Raw genomic sequence first — 17793 nt, 5'->3', positions numbered from 1 at the left:
ACCGTTGTACGTGGCCTTCACTGGCCGTGAACACCTTGCGCCGCCGGCGTAACTGCCAGCGGCGGCTCGAATGCGTGACCGTGACTCTCCAACAGCTGGGCAAAACGCAGCGACGTCAGATCGCCGAAGCGCGGAGCGACGATCTGCACGCCGACCGGCAGTCCGCTGTGCCCGGGGCCGATGGGCGCTATGGTCGACGGCAGACCGCACAAGCCAGAATACCCGGCCCAGAATAGCTGGGTCGTCATCGGCTGCGGGTTGCCGTTGACGGACAGCACGCGCTGCCACGGCTCACCCGCTTCGTTGAGCGGGAACGCGGTCGTGGCGGCAGCCGGGCACAGCAGCACATCGTAGTCGCAAAAGAACCGCTGCCATGCCTGAGCGAAGCGCCTGCGCGCCGCCTGCAGGTGCAGCCAGCGCCGGTGGTGCATGCCGGCGCCGACGAATTGCAGGGCCGCATAGCTGTGGTCGGTGGAATTAGGTTCCGCCCGGTCGAGCAGAGCGGCAAAAGCCGCGTCGTCCGTGTAGATGGATGTGGTTGCTCGGAGCAGCAGAATATAGATGTGCCACAACTCGATCGCATCGATGTCGGGGCGCGCCTGCCAGCTAACCTTCGCATTCTGGCTCTCCAGCCACCGTCCGAGCGCTTCAATGGTCTCGCTCACTTCCGCGTCGACTTCGGCAAAGGGGTGGCTGGGAAGAACGGCAACGCGGAACGTGCTCAATGCCGTATGCGCGCAGCGCGGTAATGTCAGGTGGTAGGCCAGCGCCTCGTCCGCCTCGGGTCCAGCAATTGTCTGCAGCACGCATTCGAGGTCGTGCGCACTGCGGGCCACCGGTCCGGCAACGTTGATGTCTTGGGTGGCAAACCCAGGGGCCGCAGTTCCGTGGCCCGTCAACGGCACGATGCCGAGACTGCTCTTGTGCGAGAACACACCGCAATAATGTGCCGGATTGCGCAGCGACGAACCGATGTCCGAGCCGATGTCGAAAAAGCTCATACCAGCACACACGGCCGCCGCGCTACCTCCCGACGATCCGCCTGGCGTCCGGCTCGGGTCGCGCGGATTGCGGGTCGTGCCATAGAGGGCGTTGTAGGTCTGCCAGTCGCGCAGGCCGAGGGGCACGTTGGTTTTGCCGAGCAGCACAGCGCCTTGCGCCCGCAGGCGCTCGACCACAAGCGCATCCTGGCTCGCGCAATGAGTGGCGTGGGCGGGGCTGCCGCAGGTAGTGGGCCATCCCTGCACGTCGAAGGATTCCTTGATGCTGAAGGGAATGCCATCCAGCGCGCCGAGCGCGGCGTTGGCGCGCCGACGCTGGTCACTTTCGGCGGCGGCCCGGTGAGCGCCCTCGAAATCTGCCACCACCATCGCGTTAACGGTCGCGTTCGCGGCGAGGTAGGCGTGTTCGCAAGCGTCCACCAGTTCGGCCGCGCTGGTTTGTCCGGACTGCAGCCACTGCACGGCGCGCCAGAGTGGCGCGAAGCAAAGGCTGCCCCGGCTGTCGTCAGGACAGGGCAGGTCTAAAGCGTTCAAGCAGTTTCCTCCTGGCGTTGATGAGGGCATACCACTAGATTGTATACTATATACAATATCGTCACGCGCAATGTGCGATATTTGCCAGTAATAATGAAATATCGTGGTTGCAAAGCAGAATACAGTAGACAATCCTAGCTGCCCAAACGACCTGCGTCGTCGCTTGGGGCAGCTGCTTGCCATCGCTCTGGCCGCTCCGACCTGTTCCAGGCCGGTGGGAGGCAACCGCAACAACATCAGTAACTTAGCTCGCAGGTTCAAATCCCCTGCAACCAAACTCACATGCCGTCAGGGCGGAGAATCTCAAAGACAGCAGGACGCTTCAGCAGCAATGCGGCGTCGAAAACCGTCTTGCGCGATGCCTGAATCAAGGAGCGGCCGCGAGTTTACATGAGCCGTTCGTCGAGTGCAGCGTGTTCCGGACTGAGCGGACATCCGGAAAAACACTGACGTTGGCCAGGCGCTAACAGCCGTCACATCGATTATCGCAGCGATCAACTTGCGCTGTCCTGCGCTGCGAGCGCTGCAACAATGGTACGCGCAGTTGTGTTGAGTGGTCCAAGGTAACGATCGGCCGCCTGTTCGTGCGTCATGACCGATCGAGGAAAACGCATCACGAGACACGCGATCACCTGGCGGCCCTGCCGCACGGGAACCGCGAGCCCAAGCACCTTGAAGGGGCGGGGCGACAATGTCACGGCGTAGCCACGGCGCCGAACCACGGCGAGATGCGCCTCGAGCGCTCGGGCGTCGCGCATACCCAAAACGGCGAGCTCCGCTTCAGGAAGCAACTCCCGGATCAAACGCCGTCGTTCCTCCGCAGGGCAGAAGGCCAGGTAGGCCTGCCCGAGCGCGCTGGGTATGAGCGGATAGGTCCGATTGTATCCAGCTCGCTCGAACGACAGCGGACTTTGCGGCGCGGTGCTGTGGAGAAGCACCACAACGGCGCCCCGGACCTTGGCGAGCCCGATCGGCCAATTGTGTTGGCGGGTAAATTGGCTCATTGTGGACCAGGATTGCTGTTTGGCTCGGAACAAACGCTCCACAAATGGCCGCCACCAGCGAATGTCGGTATCGGTGGTTGCGCCTCCCCGCAACCAAACTGATGACGACATCAGCAAAACCGCCCGCCCTTGGCGGGCCTTTTCGTTTTGCGCTAACTGTTCGCTCCGGTGGGAGTGACGCCGATGCCGTTCTGGACCTGCGAACAATGTGGTGCCCAGTTTCCCGACAGCGACGTGCCGCCGGCGGCGTGTTTGGTCTGCGAGGACGAGCGGCAATATGTGAACTGGAAGGGCCAGACATGGCTCTCGCGCGAACAATTCGCGAAAAGTCACCGGCTGGTGTGGCGCGACGATCTCGGCATTCCCGGTATCGGCGTCGAGCCGGGCTTTGCGATCGGGCAACGTGCGCTGCTGGTGCCCGAGGCCGACGGCTGCGTGATGTGGGATTGCGTGCCGCTCGTCACGCCGGAAGCCGTGGAGTATGTCCGCTCGCTGGGTGGCCTGAAGGCGATTGCGATTTCGCACCCGCATTATTATGGCGCGGTCGCCGACTGGAGCGAGGCGTTCGGCGGCGTGCCGGTTTATCTGCATGGCGACGATCGCGGCTTTGTCACGCGGTCGCATCCCGCCATCGTGCCGTGGAGTGGCGATAGCCACCGGCTGTCGGACGACATCCTGCTGGTGCGGACCGGCGGCCATTTTGCCGGCGGCACCATCCTTCATTGGCGCGCGGGCGCGGCAGGGCAGGGCGCGCTGCTCACCGGCGATGTCGCGATGGTGGCGATGGATCGCCGCTCCCTGAGCTTCATGTATAGCTACCCGAACTACATTCCCCTCAACGCGGCGGCGGTGCAGCGAATTGCGCACGCGGTCGCGCCGCTCACGTTCGATCGCATCTATGGCGCGTGGTGGGGAAGAAACATCGGCAGCGATGCGAAGGCTGCCTTCGAGATGTCGGTCCGGCGATACCTCGCGACGATTTCCGATCAGGCGTGAGCCTCTTCTTCAACCTCGCCGGGAGTCCGGCCTGGGTTTGATCGGTTAGATCGTGCTGGGCACGGATGCGGGGCGCCAGACATTTCCATCACTGTTCACAAACAGGGCGGGCAGCAGTCTATCAGCCGTGAACATCGCCGCTGTCAGCGGGCCGCCGAAGCAGGCGCCGGTATCCAGGTTGAGCCGGTTCGGACGCAGGTCCGGAAGTCTCGACTTTGTGGGAGTATGGCCGTGCACGACGAACGAACCATGGCTGGCGTCAGACGAAAGAAACGGCTCACGTATGCAAAGCAGATCTCTCTCGGATTGCTCCGCGAGCGGCAGTCCCGGTCGAATGCCTGCGTGTACGTACAGCCTGTTCAAATCGCTGAATTGCACCGGCAGTGCCTTGATCCAGGCGAGGTGATCGGCAGGAAGGGCGCTCGGATCATTGACACCGTAGCTATCGAGAGTCTGTTCGCCGCCATTTGCCCACCAATTCATGAGATCCCGGTCGGTGCGATCGCTGTGGGCGCTTGCGATCAGCATGTCCTCGTGGTTGCCCCGAAGGCAGATGAAGCGATCCGGTTCGGGAACCTGCTTCCGGATTAAAAAGTCTATGACCTTTCTGGAGTCGGGGCCCCGATCGATATAGTCCCCGATCAGCACAAAGCGAGCGTCTCGTCCGTCGCCGACCAGATCGCAGACCGCCAACAGCGTTTTCAGTTTGTCAAAACACCCGTGAATATCGCCAATTGCAAAGACGATCGAGCCATTCATGAAGCAAATCCATTGCGCGGTGCGGCAGATGACACGGCCAGGAGGTCCGGTACCAGATAAATATTTTTTCGAAATATTCCATAACGTGTAAATTTCTCCGGGCCTCGTTTGAATCCAGCAAGGTAGCGCATCGGTAAGCCACGTCGCCAAAATCATGTTGTCGAATCGGCGCCGGCCGAGCTCGCGACTTGTCTGGATGGTATCACCGCAATACCGTGTTCGGCTTCCGGCGCGATCTAAAAGGACATTGGGTGCAGCTACGAATTCATCGGGGAACACGAGAAATTGGCGGCACATGTGTCGAACTGGAAAGCTCCGGCCAGCGCATTTTGCTCGACCTGGGGCTGCCGCTCAATGCCACCGATCTCGCATCCACGCCGCTTCCCGACGTCGATGGGCTTGCGGAAGGCAAGCCGAGCCTGCTCGCGATTGTTCTGTCGCACGGACACCGGGACCATTGGGGGCTTGTCCCGAAGGTCAGCCGCCAGATTCCTGTCGTTATGGGGAAGGCGACCGAAAGTATCATGCGGGCGGCGGCCGACTTTGTGCCTGACGCGATCGCGCTGAATGCGGCGCAATATCTGGAGCACGGAAAACGAATCCAGCTTGGCCCTTTCGCGATCCTGCCGCATCTGGTCGATCACTCCGGATTCGATGCCTATGCCGTGGAGGTCGAGGCAAACGGCAAGCGCCTGTTCTATTCCGGCGATCTGCGCGCGCACGGTCGCAAGGGCAAGCTGTTCGAAGCGCTCGTCAATACGCCGCCTCGCAACGTCGATACGATGTTGATGGAGGGCTCCAGCCTCGGGCGCCTGGCGGACGATCAAGCATTTCTGACGGAGCAAGCGCTGGAAGAGCGCTTCATCGATCGCTTCAGGTCAACGGAGGGGATGGCCCTCGTCGCTTGCTCCGCCCAAAATATCGATCGAGTGGTGACCGTGTATCGTGCGGCAAAGCAGGCCGGCCGGACTCTGATCGTCGATGCCTATGCGGCGGAGGTCCTGAAAGCCACCGGACACGACAGCATTCCAAAGCCCGCTCCCGGCTGGTCGAATCTGGCCGTCTATATTCCCCAGAGCCAGCGCGTGCAGTTGCTGAAGAAGAACATCGCGCCTCTCGTCGACAGCTATCGCGGCTTCAGACTGTGGCCGGAGCAACTGGCGCAACAAGCCTCGCGATCGGTCATGCTGTTTCGCGGCTGGATGATGCGTGATCTTGATCGGGCTAAGGCCTTGCAGGGCGCCAGGGTGTTCTGGTCCCAGTGGGACGGCTATCTGGGCGCAGGCGGCTCAGGCGAGGCGCTCAAGGCGGACTGCGACAGCCGCGGTATCCCGTTCGAGACGATCCACACCTCCGGACACGCAAGCCCCGGCGACCTGAAGCGGCTGGCTTCGGCGATCGTACCGAAACGGCTCATTCCGATTCACACGTTTCAGCGGGAACGGTTTCCGGATCTTTTCGACAATGTCGTACTCGTTGACGACGGGAAATGGATCAACGTCTAGCTCGGGCAACTGCGGCGATGTTCGGGCAGGGGGCGAAAGCGTTGTTTGGGATGACAGGGGTTTTTATATGCTCGACAATGAATACTGGCAGGCAGAACTTCGAAGGAAAGACAGCCGTGATCTCGGCAAGTGCCAATTTCCGCGGCACAGCGAGATGGAAATTTGCGGGAGCCGGGATCAGGTTACGATCACGCTCACGAACAAGGGTCTGTACGGCAACATGCAGACCGATGCGGCGGCATTTGAAGCATGGGCTCTGGCGCTCCTGTGTCACTGCGACGTGAAGAGTGTCGCTATCGCGCTGAAGCAGGGGTTGGAGAAGCCGGCCGAAGGCCCCCAGGAGCAACACTTCGAAAGGTTTCTTTATCGGTTGATGCGCTTCGCCGAACTCTTCCCGGAACACATCACCGTTGATCGCCAGCTCGCCGGGACGGCTCGTGCGCTGGGCGATAGACCGGACCTCTTCCTGAACCAGCCCTTGAACCATCGGGGTAAACTCGTGATCGAACGGGGGGCGCATCTTGACGCGCTTTTCAGCCCGTCGGGCCGCCATTCGGAGGCCGATCTTGAAAAGGCGCTGGAAGTATCGGACGCCTTTCGCGAGGCGTTGGCGCTGGACAAGGTCATGCGGCAATGGCCGGTAGGTCTGTTTGTGGGACGCGTCGCCGACGAAAACCGGATCTTCACGGGCGGCAAGAGCGCCATCGACCTGATCGGAATTCGAAAGAAAGAACTCGTACTTGTCGAATTGAAGAAGCAGGGAAATCGCAAGGTCGGCGCCATTTCAGAATTGCTGTTCTATTCAAGTTTGATGCGTGACGCTCTCAAGGGGCGCTTTGGATTTGAAGACCGGCTGCCGAAGCGGAACTGTGCGGTGTCTCGGACCGATATCATGAATTGTACCGGCATTTCAGCCGTACTGCTGGCTCCCGACATGCATCCGCTGATCAGGCATCCGGCCATTGTCACCCGGCTGAATTCCGCATTGGCCTGCCATTGGCCCGATCTGTCGGTCCATTTCGATGTGATCCGGGTCGGCATGCCGAAGAATCGGGACGAAGATTTCATCTTTAGCTAGTTGGCCTTCTTTCGCCCCGCAGACCGGCACGCTTGATGAATACCCAAAGCTGGACGCCTCCGCGCGACAGGCGGTGTTGTCGGTGATCGCGGGAACGAGATGCAAGAGGCTGCTGGCCGCGGCGGAATGACAGCGGCTGGGCGTTAGCGCGCCCCGACAGCCGATGCGTGCCGAGTTCCCGGCGCCGTTCCGTGCTGGCGCTGCGGCGTGATCGGCGTGAGCGGCTTGGCGCGTGGCTGGTTGAGCCAGCCGGCGAAGCGCGTCATCAGGCTGGTCTGGCCGGAAAGGCTGGCGTCCGCAACAAAGGGATCGGTGTAACAGCGGGCGCGCGCGGCTTGCGCTATCCGCGCCACGCTGTCGGTCATCGCAGGCGCGCCCGCGGTGTAGACGACGTCGTCGGGTGATAGTTGTGGCAAATGCTCGGTCGGTCTGCCGCTGCGCACGGCGTGCGAAACGCTTTGCGGCTCCGACACCAGGGGAATGATGGTGACGTTCGGAAACAGTGCCAGCCGGCACAGCGCGGCGTGCATGTAAAGCGACCGGATGTTCCGCGCCGCCACGATGAAGACCAGTTCGCGTTGCGGCCGTTCCATGATCGCCGCGACCGCCACCGACCACATCGGGGCGAAACCGGTGCCGCTGGCAACGAGGACAATACGGCCGGGGTGACCTTCCCGGAAAAACGCGCTTCCGTAAGGGCCCGTCAGCTTGACGCGGTGCCCGGCGCGGATGGTGCGGCCTAGCGCCGGGGACACCATCCCGTCGGACAGGACACGGACGTGAAAGTGCAGCAAGCGATCGTCCGAACGGCCTTCCAGCGGATAGGTCGGGCTATAGGATCTCGCCGGCAGGCCGCGAAACTGCAGCTTGCAATATTGGCCGGGGAGGTAGTCGAGCGGTTTCGGCAATTCCACATCCACGCCCATCACGTCAGGCGCTAATCGGACGATCCCTGCCACGTCCGCCGCCAGTGCGACGGGATCGGGTGTGGCCTCAGTCGCGATCGCGAGGTCGGAGGCGATCCGCGCCTGGCAGGCGTGGATCATCTCGTCGCCCGGCGTGTGGCCGCCGAACACCGCGCCGCCGACCAGGCGCACGCGGCAACTGCCGCAGACGCCGGCGCGGCAGTCGTGCGGAAGATCGACGCCGTTCATCAAGGCCCAGTCCAGTAGCAGTTCGCCGCAGTTCGCCAGATAAGGCTCGTCGTTGACCGTTACCTTGCAGATCTTTCGCATCATTCCACCTCAATACGGATTGGCCGGACGTGGCGCGTATGCCGGATCTGGCTGTGATCGAAGGCCGCGACCCGCATGAAGACGCCGCTTCGGATCGGTACGTCATATTCGCTGCCGGTATCGAGCCGGCGCGCGACTTCGAGCGCCCAATGGCCGGAAGCCCAGCGCGCCGCGCATCGGATGTCGGCGCGGTCGCCGGAGAACTCGCCGTCCACGATGACGCCGGGGATCACCGTGCCGATCGGAAGCTGGGCGTCGGCATCTGCGGAATAGGGAACGGTTTCCGCTTCGGTCATGAACCAGCGTGCGCCTTCGCTCTCGCCGTGATTGGGGTCGAGGTCGATATTTCCCATCGCTGCCGCCATCGCCGCGACATCCCTGGGCAGGCGAAGCGGCGCGATCAGGCGGCTGCGCGTGGTGCCGTCCGCCGTGTCGGCAACGACCGTGAAATTGTCCCGGTAGTTGACCGTGCCGGGGTCCGGGGCGAAGCCGCCTCTGTAGGGAATGATGTTGGCCGCCTGCATCGGCGTCGGATCCACCGGCGGTCCGATATGGGCGTCGTCCATCCAGCCGGTCGGGCCGCCGCTGGTCGCCTTCCACTGCCAGACGTCGACATAGCCGGATTCCGTGAAGTGAAGCCCGCGGCCCGTCATGGTGGCCGGCGCGTTCGGAATCGGATGCGGTCCGGCGTGGAAGGTGCGGTCTCCCGCCAGTGTGCCATCGGACGTGGTCAGCAGCACCGAGAATTTGTCCTCGTTGTAATCATGCTCGTCGCCGATGTCGTAGCCGGTGCGGAGCAGGTGCCATCCATCGGCTTCCTTGACCAGCGGGAGATGTTTCAGCGAGCGCGTCGGGTCTTCCCATGTGAACAGGAAATACGCCCAGGTGCCGTCCTGCACCGCGCGAATCTCGATCCGGCTTTCGCCCTTGCCGTCGAAATTGCCGCCTTCGCCTGTGATCAGCGCGAACGGTTTGACCGACCGCCACGCCCGGTCCGAGGTGTCGCCGTCCAGCGTCGGGGCCTCTGCAGGCGTGATCCGGTGAATCTGCAGATGATCCACGGACATTCGATCGGCGGCCATGATCATCGAAGCACCTGTTATCGCCACGGCGGCGGCGACGACGAACGCATTGGCCTGCAGTGTCGGGCTTTTCGATCTTGCCTTGCGGGCGTTTTCTCGCGGGGCAGGGTCGGCTTCTGTCGCTCGGTCGGCGCCGAAATCACCGCGCGGTTGAATCGGATGCGCGGCTTGCTGCTCCATCAGCAGGTTCAGCAGTTCGACGGCATCGAGCCGCGGCGGCGGCGCCGGCAGCGGCGCAGGACGGAAGATGCGCAGGAGCTGCGACGCACCGCCGCTCTTGTAGTGCGTGACCACATGCAGCACGGCGAAGGCGAGGATCACCCAGGTCCCCACCCAATGCAGCATGGCGACGTCATAGCCGGAGTAAAGTCCGAAATAGAGCAGGCCGCCGCTGACGAGCAGCGCCAGCATGGTCACGAAGAATATCCAGTAAAGACAGGCGTTGACGGCGCTCAGTCTCGATTGCCCGCGGCCGAACAGGCCGCGCAGGCGAACCCTGTCGAGCTGGATGCGTCGGCCGAGGCCGGCCTTGATCACATAGACGATGTAGGCGAGCGTCAACGCGACCAGCACCACGGCGGCCTGCATGTGCGCCGTCCACACGCTGTTGCGCGGCAACAAGACGTCGAACAGATTGATCCAGGTTCGGTCGGGCGCTTCCGTCGCGATGCGCAAGCCGCTGAACAGCGCCACGGCGAATGCCGCGACGAACAACCAGTGCAGGATGATCGTACCGTAATCGGTCCTGCGCGGCCTCACGCCGGCGCCCCGTCGCCGATGAGGTTGCGGCAAATGGCGTCGACCCGCCCACGGTCGTTGTTGTTGTCGCACAAATCGTTATCCCCAAATCGTGGCTCCGCCCGTGCTGGCGAAGAATCCTTTTGCGGTGCCGCAGCATTCGCTCCCGGCAGCACGCGAATTACTCTTGGTTCGATCCATCCGTTGCGCCGGCCTCCAGCGTCCCCTGAACGCCCAAGGGAACGCTGGAAGTCGCGCCGCGCGCCGCTACCCCCACAAATGATGAAAATGCTGCGCCATATCGGGCATCGCTGAATGCTGGTGGTCTGTCGTGTCCCCCGGCGCTGCCGCACCGGCGGTTGCCACCGCAGCTACCTGCGGTGCGGTCGAGGGCGCCGGAGCCGCGACAGCTGGTGCAGCCGGCGTCAGAGGTGTGACCGGCGCGGGCGGCAGGGGAGGCGTCGCCGTGCTGAGCGCATCGGCCACGGTAAGGCCGTCGGCGTTGAAGGTGCCGCCGTTGAGCGGAACGTTGTTGCCACTAACGTCAGCTGCGTTGGCGTGAAACCCTTCGGCTGCCGCCGTGACCATTGCCGCATTGCCGGTCTGTAGGCCCTGGATCATTGCGGCTACGTCGGCACCCACGGTGGAGTCCTTGCCGAGCAATTCGTTGTCGAACCGCGCCTCGAAGATGCCGCCCTGGGCCGCGTCGAAGTTCGAGACGTTTTTCTCAAAACCTTGTAGCGTCTGGATAAAGGCGCTGATCGCCTGTGCACTGCCGGTGGCGACCAAATGCTCGGCCTGGGCGCCAAGCGAGTTGCCGGAGGCGATGAAGTCGGCCCAGAAATTGGTCTGGGCGGCATTGTCCTGATAGGGCGTCGGCGCGACGTCGGTGAACGGAGCAGGCGTCCATCCGTGGACGCCGTTGCCGGACGCCATGTTGGCAAGGTTGGCGTCGCCGGTAACGATATCGGTGATGTCGAGAAGATTATCGTTGGTCGCCTTCGCCGCATCGGGATTGAACCCGTATTGATGGTCGAAGTTGGTGAGCTGGAGATTGATCTGATCGACGATGGTGGAGGCGTGTATCCCGGTCGCGCCGCCAAACATCTGCGGATGATCCTGCATCAGCGTCAGAAGCCCATCATGCACCGTCTGCAGGTCGGCCTGAATCGCCGGTAAATTGTTGGCGTTGATGCCGCCGAGGGATTTGGACTGGGCGTCGTCGAAGATGGCGCCGAGCTCGGCGAACGTCGCGTGCGGCGTGTTGGCGTTCAACGGCGTGGCCAGCTCTGCAGGCGCGAAGTTGAATCCCGGATTGCCGTCCTTGATGCTCAATGCCTGGAGCACCGGATCGTTCTCGATGGTGTTGATGATGTCCAGATGAGCCGTGCGCAACGCGGCTTCAGCGCCGGCGTCATTGTTGACGGCGCCTGGCGCTGCGGCAAGAGCGGTCGTTATGTCGGCCAGCACCGTGTTGACATGGGTGAGCTGGGCGCCGGCGAAATCGCCGGCAGCGACGTCGGCGGTCAGGCCGGTCTGAACCGCCGTGAGATCCGCGACGTATCTGCCGTCGGTGCCGTGACCCTGGTTTCCTACCGGGATGTTGTTGTGCCACAACCCGCCTTCAAGAATTCTGGTCGCGTCGTTGAACATATTTCCGAAATAGAGATCGCCGGCAACGAGCTGGCCGCCGCCACCCGTGCCGCCGCCGCCACCCGTGCCGCCGCCGCCACCCGTGCCGCCGCCGCCACCCGTGCCGCCGCCACCACCCGTGCCGCCGCCACCGCCGCCACCCCCGGTACCAGCGCCGCCATCCCCTGGTGTCACGGCGGTGGCCTGCGCCGCGGCCACCACGTCCGCATAGCTGCCGCCATTCATCATCAGGTTGTTGCCCGCCACGTCCGAAGCGTTCGCAGCCAGCTGCTGTACCGCGGCATTGACTTCGCCGGCATTCTGCGTCTGCAGTCCCTCGATCACCGCGTTCGCCGCCGTGCCCGCCGTGCCATCCGCCCGCAATTCGTTCCAGAAGCGCGCCGAATACAGACCACCCTGGGACTGGTCGAAGGCGTTCGCATTGGTCTCGAAAGTCTGTATTTGCTGGACCAGTCCGGCGACGTCACCCTTGAAGCCATTGTTCTCGATCGTGGTCGCCGCCTGCCCAAGATGGTTGCTGTCCTGGATAAATTGAGTAAGGAAAGCCGTTTGGGCTGCAGTGTCGTGGAACGGTGCAGCAGGGGTGTTCACGGCCGGCAGAGGCGTCGGGTTGAACAGCGCCTGAACCCCCGCGTCGCCTTGAGCGATGTCGATAATGTCCCGATGGATATCATTGATCGAACGCCCGACATATTGTCCGAGGTCCGTTCCTATTGTCAGCGTGCCCGTCGTCGGAGAGTTCGCGTTCTCGACGGACGCAATCTCTTCGTTGAGCTGATTGATGATGATATGGGTGTGCAGATCGGTGAGGTTGTTGATCTGCGGATCGGCCGCGCTCAACTTCTGCTGCACGCCGATGAGGTCCGAGACGATCAAGTTGACCTGATCCGGGCCGACACCGCCAATCTCGCGGGTCGTCGCATCGTTGAATAGATCCGTTGCCGTCAGACCGGCGGCTGGCGCGGTAGCGGGTGCTGCTGGAGCGGCAGCGGGTGTTCCGGCAGCGGCCGCCGCGGTATTCGGAGTTACGGCGGTGGCCTGCGCCGCGGCCACCACGTCCGCATAGCTGCCGCCATTCATCATCAGGTTGTTGCCCGCCACGTCCGAAGCGTTCGCAGCCAGCTGCTGTACCGCGGCATTGACTTCGCCGGCATTCTGCGTCTGCAGTCCCTCGATCACCGCGTTCGCCGCCGTGCCCGCCGTGCCATCCGCCCGCAATTCGTTCCAGAAGCGCGCCGAATACAGACCACCCTGGGACTGGTCGAAGGCGTTCGCATTGGTCTCGAAAGTCTGTATTTGCTGGACCAGTCCGGCGACGTCACCCTTGAAGCCATTGTTCTCGATCGTGGTCGCCGCCTGCCCAAGATGGTTGCTGTCCTGGATAAATTGAGTAAGGAAAGCCGTTTGGGCTGCAGTGTCGTGGAACGGTGCAGCAGGGGTGTTCACGGCCGGCAGAGGCGTCGGGTTGAACAGCGCCTGAACCCCCGCGTCGCCTTGAGCGATGTCGATAATGTCCCGATGGATATCATTGATCGAACGCCCGACATATTGTCCGAGGTCCGTTCCTATTGTCAGCGTGCCCGTCGTCGGAGAGTTCGCGTTCTCGACGGACGCAATTTCTTCGTTGAGCTGATTGATGATGATATGGGTGTGCAGATCGGTGAGGGTGTTGATCTGCGGATCGGCCGCGCTCAACATCTGCTGCACGCCGATAAGGTCCGAGACGATCAAGTTGACCTGATCCGGGCCGACGCCGCCAATCTCGCGGGTCGTTGCGTCGTTGAATAGATCGGTTGCTGTCAGTGCCATTTTCGTCCCCTGTCGTTCAGTCAAGTTCGTCGACGTGTGGGCGCGATCATCCGCAGAGCGGCTGCGGTGATGCGCGAGATGAAGGATTGTTTACCTTCGTGGCGTCATTCGGCCGACTCCGCGGCCAATGCGCCGCGGAAGCAAGGTGATAGACGGTCGAATCCGTGACGTCGAATTGCCTTGAAGTTGGATGTTGTGCGCACCTGCGGGAAAAAATGCAGGTATTGTCGACGTTTGCCACGGAAGTCTGAAATGAGAATTTGCGGTGTCGGAATTGTGCGCAGCGATGCGACGCACCCAGCCCGTTAAGAGAGGCGCGCCCGCATTCGTTTTATTCCGATGCGCCCCGCAATTGCCGGCCATCGTCGCATTTTCGCCGAAGAATGGTCCGTATCGCCCGTCAAGGAGAATTGATTGTCGAGCGAGGGGAGACGTAATTCCGAGGGGAGACGTAATTCAATGAGTATTGCTCAAAGCCATCCGCAGGCAGCTGCGCCGTCCCGTGTCATCTCGAGCCTGCTATCGACGCTGGGCGCCGACGATCCCGTGGCGCAGGCGTTGCGCGAGAGCGCGCGGCGCATGATCGGCGTCGCCGTCTTCAGCGGCGTCATCAACATCCTGATGTTGTCGGGCTCGCTCTATATGCTGCAGGTCTATGACCGCGTGATTCCGAGCCGCAACATCGCGACCCTGCTCGGCCTGTCCCTGATGGTGCTGTTCGCCTATCTGGTGCAGGGATATTTCGATGCGATGCGGACGCGGATGCTGTGCCGGATCGCCACGCTGTTCGACGGCGCCTTGCAGGGATCGATCCACACTGCGCTCGCTACCCTGCCGCTTCGCGGCGTCAAGCCGGTACTGATGCAGCAGCCGTTGCGCGACCTCGACCAGGTGCGCGGTTTCATGTCGAGCATGGGACCGACCGCGTTCCTCGATATGCCGTGGATCCCGGTATTCCTGATCGCATTGTTTCTGTTTCATCCGGCCATCGGAATCACCGCGCTGCTCGGCACCGCTGGTATCATTGCCATGACATTGCTGACCGAGCGGATTTCGCGCGGCGCGGCGCGGGCGGCGATGGACATGAGCGCGCAGCGGCAGGTGCTGGCGGATACCACCCAGCGTAATGCCGAAATCATTCGTGCGCTCGGCATGACGGATCGATTGACCCTGCGCTGGTCGCTGGCCAATGAGCGTTATCTGCGGGAGAACATCCGCGCCACCGACGTCTACGCCAATCTCGGCGCGAGCGCGAAAGTGCTGCGCTTCATCCTGCAATCGGGAATGCTCGGCATCGGCGCCTATCTGGTAGTGGCTGACCGGGCATCGGGCGGCATCATGATTGCGTCGTCGATCATGATGGGCCGCGCGCTGGCGCCGGTCGAGATCGCGCTCGGAAGCTGGAAGCAACTGGTTGCCGCGCGGCAGGGGCTCACGCGCCTGCGCGATATCTGCAGGGCGACTGCGCCGCCTGTCGCGCCACCGGTCCTGCTGCCGCGTCCCAGCCGCGAATTGTCGGTACAGAACCTCGCGGTGACGGCGCCGGGCTCCGCCACGGCCATCGTGTCGAACGTCTCGTTCTCGCTGAAGGCCGGCGCGGGATTGGCGCTGCTAGGCGCCAGTGCCTCAGGCAAGACCTCGCTCTCGAAGGCGCTGGTCGGAATCTGGCCGGCGCAGCACGGCGTGGTGCGGCTCGACGGCGCCACGCTGGATCAATGGCGTAACGCGGATCTCGGCCGTCATATCGGCTATCTTCCGCAAGACGTGGCGCTGTTTGACGGCACCGTGGCCGAAAACATCTGCCGCTTCGACGACGAGGCGACCTCCGAAGACATTTTGAAGGCCGCGCGGATCGCAGGCGTACACGACCTCATCCTGCGCCTGCCGGAGGGTTACGCGACACGAATAGGTGAGGGCGGCATGTCGCTGTCGGCGGGACAGCGGCAAAGGATCGGGCTGGCGCGCGCCGTTTTTGGCGATCCTTTCCTGATCGTGCTCGACGAGCCCAACGCCAACCTTGATGCCGACGGCGAAAATGCCCTGACCCGTGCGATCGGGCTGCTGCGCCAGAACCGAAGCATCGTCATCGTGATCTCGCATCGTCCGAGCGCGCTGTCCGTGCTGGACATGACGATGGTGCTCTACGAAGGCAAGGCGATCGCGTTCGGTCCCAGCGATGAAGTCTTTGCGCGGGTCCGCAGCGCAACGGGCCAGGCTGCGGCGGCAAGGCGGGTGGAGTCCCCGTCATCGGCGAAAGCGGACCGTCGCGCGGTGCTGGCCGAGAGTGTTGCGTCATGAATATCGCTGATTATCCACGGGAACAGGAAGCAACGACGCGGCGCCGGGTCGGCGGACCGGATGATGCAGGCGTCGGGCCGCAAGGGACCGCGCTGATCCTGGAACTGCAGCGGCTGCGCCAGGCATTCGAGCGCGAAAATCTTGATGAGGTGCCCCGGCAGCCATCGCGACGTCCGGCACGCGAAGACCCGCGTCCGGCCGTGCGGCCGCCGCGCGCCGCCCGGCCGAAACCGCCAAAAGGCAAAATCAGCCGCGTACTCGATGCATGTCTTGCACCGCTCGGATTCCATAGTGATGGAAACCCGAGCCATGAAAACCGAAGCGATGAAAGCCGGAGCCACGGAAGCCCGAGCCGTGCAAGCCAGAGCCACGTCCGCCGTGAACCGCCGATGGAAAGTCCCAGCCCGGCGGCGCGTGAGCCCGCGGCCGCGAACCCGCCGCGGGTGCGGGGACCGATCATCGCGCCGGACGATCCGTCGCTGCTCGCCATGCCGAAGCCGGCGATGGTATCAGCAGCCAGCCACGAACGGCCGCCGCTGCATGTCGAGGCCCCAAGCCTCGCGCCTTCGAGCGCAACCGACAAGGCGGCGACCGAAAGTCGCTCCACGCGCGCACTTGAGAAATGCCGCCGTGGCCTGGTTGCAGGTGCGGCGTTCCTGATCAACCGCGACGGCGCGGCCGAGGATGTTCCGGGCGAAGGGATCGTGCAGCGGGCCGGCCGGGCGTTCGAGATCGAATTGCGCACCGGGCTGCGGGCGCTGCTGGTGATCGGCATTCTGGCCGGCGGCTGGATGACGCTGATGCCGCTGGCCGGCGCTGTCGTGGTGCCCGGCAATCTGGTGGTGCAGTCCAACGTCAAGACCATTCAGCACCCGACCGGCGGCGTGGTCGAGGAGATTCCGGTCCATAACGGCATGCGTGTCAGGTCAGGTGATTTGCTGCTGCGGCTGAACGCGACCCAGGCGAAGGCCAGCCTTCAGGTGGTGAGCAAGCAGCTCGACGAAGCGCGGGCGCGCGTGGCGCGGCTGACCGCCGAGCGCGACGGCCTGCCGCGGCCGGCCGTGCCAGCGGAGCTGTCGGGGCGGCTGGACGACAGCAACGTCAAGACGCTGCTCGCCTCGGAGGCTTCGCTGTTTCGGGCGCGGGCGACCGCGCGCGACAGCCAGAAGGACCTGTTGCAGAGCCGGGTATCGCAGCTGGGCGAGGAGATTGGCGGCCTTGAGGCGCAGGTCGCCTCCAAGGCCCGGCAGATCGAACTGATTACCGGCGAACTCTCCGGCGTGCAGGAGCTCTACGACAAGCATCTGGTGCCGCTGACGCGGCTCACCACACTGCAGCGGGAGAGCGCGCGAATCGAAGGCGAGCGCGGGCAATTGACCTCATCGATCGCCGAGACCAAGGCGAAGATCGGCGAGGCGCAGTTGCAGATCGTCAAGCTTGACCAGGATTTCCGCACCGATGTCGTCAAGGAGCTGGGCGAGGCGCAGGGCAAGGAAGCCGAACTCTCGGAACGGGGCGTCGCCGCCAGGGACGTGCTCGAGCGCATCGAACTTCGCGCGCCGACCTCGGGCGTCATCCACCAACTGGCCGCCCACACCCTGGGCGGGGTTATCCGCGCCGGCGACGCCATTATGGAGATCGTGCCGGACTCAGACGATCTGCAGATCGAGGCGCGGCTGCAGCCGAACGATATCGATCAGGTCCGGACCGGTCAGCAGGCCTATGTCCGCTTTTCCGCGTTCAACCAGCGCACCACGCCGCAGATCGCCGGACAGGTCGCCTTCGTATCGCCCGATATCAGCCACGACCAGCAGACCAACGCGCCCTATTTCACGGTTCGGATCATGCTGCCGGACGAGGAACGCCACCGGCTGGCTGGCCTGCAACTGGTCTCGGGCATGCCTGCGGAAGTGTTCATGCAGACCGGCAGCCGGACCATGTTCAGCTATCTGTTCAAGCCGATTTTCGACCAGTTGCAGCGCGCCTTTGTCGAAAGGTGAGGGGGCTTCTGGCTTCGGCTGGGTAGCGTAAATCTTGCCACCCCAGATGGCATTGCTATATCAGGGCTTTCCATTCCCTTCGTTTGCGCTGCGAGCCCGAT

Annotated in this window: 11 protein-coding genes; 5 read left to right on the top strand and 6 right to left on the bottom strand. The window is 63.2% G+C overall.

Annotation, left to right across the window (positions count from 1 at the left end; genetic code table 11):
• Nucleotides 1-17: 17 nt before the first annotated feature.
• Nucleotides 18-1535, bottom strand: a complete 1518-nt coding sequence (locus BLR13_RS13490; protein ID WP_074823297.1) for an amidase — start codon at nt 1533-1535, stop codon at nt 18-20.
• 494 nt (nt 1536-2029) lie between these two features.
• Nucleotides 2030-2650: an IclR family transcriptional regulator domain-containing protein gene (locus tag BLR13_RS13485; RefSeq protein WP_079586354.1), complete on the bottom strand. Its 621-nt coding sequence runs from the start codon at nt 2648-2650 to the stop codon at nt 2030-2032.
• 72 nt (nt 2651-2722) lie between these two features.
• Between BLR13_RS13485 and BLR13_RS13480 the strand changes: the two genes are divergently transcribed.
• Nucleotides 2723-3535: an MBL fold metallo-hydrolase gene (locus tag BLR13_RS13480; protein ID WP_074831561.1), complete on the top strand. Its 813-nt coding sequence runs from the start codon at nt 2723-2725 to the stop codon at nt 3533-3535.
• Between the two features lie 45 nt (nt 3536-3580).
• Here BLR13_RS13480 and BLR13_RS13475 read toward each other — a convergent pair whose 3' ends face one another.
• Nucleotides 3581-4450 carry a metallophosphoesterase family protein gene (locus BLR13_RS13475; RefSeq protein WP_349532616.1) on the bottom strand — a complete coding sequence of 290 codons (870 nt, stop codon included), beginning with the start codon at nt 4448-4450 and terminating at the stop codon, nt 3581-3583.
• A gap of 59 nt (nt 4451-4509) precedes the next feature.
• Here BLR13_RS13475 and BLR13_RS13470 point away from each other — a divergent pair, with 59 nt between their 5' ends.
• Nucleotides 4510-5799: an MBL fold metallo-hydrolase gene (locus tag BLR13_RS13470; RefSeq protein ID WP_244525174.1), complete on the top strand. Its 1290-nt coding sequence runs from the start codon at nt 4510-4512 to the stop codon at nt 5797-5799.
• A 67-nt stretch (nt 5800-5866) separates the two neighbouring features.
• Nucleotides 5867-6877, top strand: a complete 1011-nt coding sequence (locus BLR13_RS13465) for a hypothetical protein (protein WP_074823309.1) — start codon at nt 5867-5869, stop codon at nt 6875-6877.
• Between the two features lie 143 nt (nt 6878-7020).
• On the opposite strand, the gene BLR13_RS13460 is transcribed toward BLR13_RS13465, so the two are convergent.
• The 3 genes from BLR13_RS13460 to BLR13_RS40120 all read right to left on the bottom strand — a co-directional run bounded on the left by BLR13_RS13460 (nt 7021) and on the right by BLR13_RS40120 (nt 13394).
• Nucleotides 7021-8115: a 2Fe-2S iron-sulfur cluster-binding protein gene (locus tag BLR13_RS13460; RefSeq protein ID WP_244525173.1), complete on the bottom strand. Its 1095-nt coding sequence runs from the start codon at nt 8113-8115 to the stop codon at nt 7021-7023.
• Nucleotides 8112-9953, bottom strand: a complete 1842-nt coding sequence (locus BLR13_RS13455) for an ethylbenzene dehydrogenase-related protein (RefSeq protein WP_074823312.1) — start codon at nt 9951-9953, stop codon at nt 8112-8114. The genes BLR13_RS13460 and BLR13_RS13455 overlap by 4 nt, the downstream gene beginning before the upstream one ends.
• 246 nt (nt 9954-10199) lie before the next feature.
• Complete coding sequence (locus tag BLR13_RS40120; protein ID WP_154070832.1) at nt 10200-13394, bottom strand: hypothetical protein; 3195 nt, start codon at nt 13392-13394, stop codon at nt 10200-10202.
• 459 nt (nt 13395-13853) lie between these two features.
• On the opposite strand from BLR13_RS40120, the gene BLR13_RS13445 reads away from it, so the two are divergent.
• The gene (locus BLR13_RS13445) at nt 13854-15692 is read left to right on the top strand and encodes a type I secretion system permease/ATPase (RefSeq protein ID WP_283806912.1); all 1839 of its coding nucleotides are present in this window, start codon (nt 13854-13856) and stop codon (nt 15690-15692) included.
• Between the two features lie 389 nt (nt 15693-16081).
• Nucleotides 16082-17692, top strand: a complete 1611-nt coding sequence (locus tag BLR13_RS13440) for an HlyD family type I secretion periplasmic adaptor subunit (protein ID WP_244525172.1) — start codon at nt 16082-16084, stop codon at nt 17690-17692.
• Nucleotides 17693-17793: the final 101 nt, after the last annotated feature.

This window comes from Bradyrhizobium ottawaense (assembly GCF_900099825.1).
GTDB lineage: Bacteria > Pseudomonadota > Alphaproteobacteria > Rhizobiales > Xanthobacteraceae > Bradyrhizobium > Bradyrhizobium ottawaense_A.
The sequence above is the reverse complement of the archived record's forward strand: the minus strand, read 5'-3'. Positions and strand labels throughout refer to the sequence as shown.